The organism is Mycobacterium sp. E3305 (genome assembly GCF_001666785.1).
In the GTDB taxonomy this organism is placed as follows: domain Bacteria; phylum Actinomycetota; class Actinomycetes; order Mycobacteriales; family Mycobacteriaceae; genus Mycobacterium.
This window is the reverse complement of record NZ_LZJA01000246.1, coordinates 1-3,802: the sequence shown is the minus strand read 5'-3', so window position 1 is coordinate 3,802 and position 3,802 is coordinate 1. Positions and strand designations below refer to the sequence as shown.

Sequence of the window (3,802 nt, the reverse complement as noted above, 5' to 3'; positions counted from 1 at the left end):
CACCCGCCGAGCTCACCGGCATCAAGCACACCAATCGAGGACAACCGCGCCTGGGCATCAGCCGTCATCGCCACCAACACCCGCTCCAACCGGGTGACCAGTGCTCGAACGATTTTGGTGTCGAACACGTCGGTGTCGTATTCGACGCGCACGCCCAGTTCGGGCCCGGGCGTGGCCTGCACGGTCAGGGGGTAGTGATTGGATTCGCGGCTGGTGAACTCGGTGATGGCGAGCCCGTCGGCGCCGGCCAGCGCGGCGGTGTCGACGGGGTAGTTTTCGTAGACGAACAGGGTGTCGAAGAGTTGGTCGTGGCCGGTGATGCGGTGAATCTCGTTGAGCGCCAGGTGTTGATGGTCGAGGGTGTGGTTGTGGGTGTCGTGCAGTTGGTGGAGCAGCTCGGCGGTGGTCATGGTGGTGGTGATGTGCGCGCGCACCGGCACGGTGTTGATCAGCAGGCCGACCATGCGGTCGGCTCCCGGTATCTCGACGGGCCGTCCCGAGACCGCGGTGCCGAAGACCACGTCATGGTGGCCGGTCAGTCCCATCAACAGCTGCGCCCACGCCGCCTGCAGCACGGTGTTGACCGTGGTGTGATTCGAGCGCGCCAACTCAGCGACTGACTGGGTGATTGCCGCGGGAAGGCGGTCGGCCTCAACGGCCCGCGTTCCCGATGTCAACCGGCCCGGCGGACCGACGAGGGTGGGGGCGTCAAGCCCGGCCAGCGCTTGGGCCCAGGCGTCGCGGGCGGCGTCGAGGTCGCGCTCGGCCAGCCAGCTGACGAACCGGCGATAGGGTGTCACGGCCGGCAGTCGCCGGCCTTGGTAGCAGGCGAAGATCTCGTGCAGCAGGATCGGTAGCGACCACCCGTCGAGCACGATGTGATGATTGGTGAGCACGATGCGGTGCCGCTCGTGGGCGGTGCGGATCAACGCCACCCGGAAGGCCGGCTGGTCATTGGGGCTGCACACCGCGGCGCGTTCGGCGGCACACAAACGCGCGAGTTGATCTTCCGCGTCGGTTTCGAATACGACTGATTGCCAAGGTATTTCAGGCACAGCCGGAACGACTTGCACCGGTTGGTCGAATTGTCGACAGAATCGGGCCGCGAGGTGGGGGTGGCGGCTGATGACGGTGCGGACGGCGTCGTGCAGCCGATCCGGGTCCAGCGGACCGGCCACCGAAATCTGCAGCTGGAGCGCGTAGACGTCGTCCGACTCGTGCGTGGTGGCGTGGAAGAGCAGCCCTTCTTGGAGTGCGGTGAGCGGCAGGATGTCGGCGGTGTCGTAGTGGTTTTGGAGGTCGTCGATTTGGTGTTGGGTGAGCCGGGCGGGGGTGATGTCGGAGGGGGTCAGGCCGCCGCCGCCGTGCTGGACGTGGGTGCAGATTCCGGTCAGGGCGTCGAACCACAACTGGCTGAGCCGGGCGATGTGGGTGTCGTCGAGAACGGACGTGGCCCAGGTCCAGGTGGCGTTGAGCTGAGGGCCGGTGTCGGTGTCGATGGTGGCGGCGTTGAGCTCGGCCGTGTGCGACAGCGGCATCGGCGCCGTGCTGGCCACGGCTATGGCCGACAAGCCGTCCTCGCTGATCAGCCAAAGCTCATCGATGGCCCCGGGCGCGGTCGCACTGAGCCGTCCTAGGTAGTTGAATCCGATGGTGGGGTCGGGTGCGGTTAGGGCGGTGTCCGGGTTGAGGTAGCGCAGCAGTCCGTAGGTCAGGGGGTGGGGCGCGGCGCGCAGTTGTTCCTTGGCGCCCTTGACGATCGGGCCCAGTGCGGGGTCGCCCGCTGCTATATGGTCCCAGCGCAGCCCACCGACGTTCAGTGCGACGGGGTATTTGGTGGTGAACCAGCCCACGGTGCGTGACAGATCCACCGCGTCGGCCAGGTCGTCGTGGCGGCCGTGGCCTTCGACGTCAATGCCCACGGTTTGGCCGGTGGAGCCGAGGAATTCGGTCCAGGCCAGGGCGTAGGCGATCAGCAGGATTTCGTGGATGCCGGTGTGGAAGGCCGCGGGTACGTCGGTGAGCAACACCCGCGTGGTCTCGGTGTCCAGGGTGGCGGTGAGGTGCCCGGCGCTGGTGTAGGTGTCGCCGGGCTGCGGTGGGGGCAGCGCGGCCGCGGTCGCCGCCACCTGCCTGCAGGTGTCGGCCTGCGAGACGACGGCCGGGGTGTGGGCGTGCTCGTCGAGCAACTCGGCCCACCGCTGGAATGAGGTGCCGATTTGGGGCAGGGTGATCGGCTGGCCGTGGTGGTGCTGGGCCCACGCGATGTTGGTGTCCTCCAACAGGATCCGCCATGACACCGCATCGACGGCCAGATGGTGAACGATCAGCACCAGCTGGCCGGTAGTGGAGACCCACAACGCGCTGAGCATCACGCCACCGCCGGGGTCGAGCCGGGACCTCGCCTGGGCGAGGACATCATCGGTCAGCGCGTCGACGGTGTGCAGGCACTGAGCGCCGTCGACCGCCCCGGATCCGGGAACGGTCAGCGACCGCCCGCTCGTATCGGCCCGCGCCCGCAGCATCGGGTGGCGGTCGAGCAGTGCTTGCAGGATGACGAGCGCGTCGTCGTGGGTCGCTTCGGTCGGTGCCTGCAGCACCATGGATTGGTTGAACTGGTCGATCGGGCCGTCAATGTCGAACAGCCAGTGCATGATTGGCGTGGGCTTGACGGGCCCGATCCCGTCGTCGGTGGTCCGTTGATGGCCGTCGGTGATGCCAGGGATGCGGGCCAGCCGCGCCACGGTCTGCTCGACGAAGATGTCACGGGGGCGGCAGGCCAACCCGGCCGCGCGGGCCCTGGCGACTACTTGCATCGACAGGATGCTGTCGCCGCCGAGGTCGAAGAAGGAGTCGTCGACGCCGACGCGCTCGACCCCGAGGATCTCGGCGTAGATGGCGGCCAGGACTTCTTCGACGGGGTTGGTCGGGGCGCGGTAGCGATCGACATCCACGTAGTCGGGGGCGGGCAGGGCGCGGGTGTCGAGCTTGCCGTTGACCGTGGTCGGCAGGGTGTCCACCACGACGATCGCGGTGGGCACCATGAAGCCGGGCAGCCGCTCGGCCAGCGCGGCGCGCGCCGCAGCGGGATCGGCGGTGCCGGTGATGTAACCGACTAGCCGCCGGTCACCGGGCCGGTCCTCACGGGCGATCACCGCAGCCTGTCCGACGTCTGGGAGTTCGCCCAGGGCCGCGCGGATCTCGCCGAGTTCGATGCGGTACCCGCGAATCTTCACCTGTTCGTCGGCGCGCCCCAGGTAGTCCAGTTGCCCGTCGGGTCGCCAGCGCACCAGGTCCCCACTGCGATACATCCGGGTGCCGGGCGGGCTGTAGGGGCAGGCAACAAACCGGGCCGCGCTCAGCCCGGGCCGGCGCCAATAGCCGATCCCGACGCCGCGGCCGGCGACATAGAGTTCGCCAACGACGCCGGGCGGGACGGGACGCAGCCAGGGGTCGAGGACGAACAGCGCCGCGCCGGGCACCGGTAGGCCGATGGGGACCGCGGCCGAACCGGGCGCCAGCGGGGCGCTGATGGTGGCGTAGACCGTGGTTTCGGTGGGGCCGTAGCCGTTGACCATCACCCGCCCGGGCGCCCAGCGCTCGACGATCTCGGCTGGGCAGGCCTCTCCGGCGGCCACGAGCGCCAACGGCTGTAGCCCGGCGGGGGAGAGCATTGCCACCGCTGACGGGGTCTGACTCAAGACGGTGACGTGTTCGGAGATCAGCAGGGCGCGCAGCTCGTCGGGGGAGCGGGTCACCTCCTCGGGCACCACCACCAACCGCCCGCCGTGCGCCAACGCAC

General features: G+C 68.9%; 1 protein-coding gene. It reads right to left on the bottom strand.

What is annotated here, in order from left to right:
- The coding region (locus tag A5701_RS22695) for a condensation domain-containing protein (protein ID WP_156670221.1) at nucleotides 1–3,802 on the bottom strand (3,802 nt) is incomplete at both ends.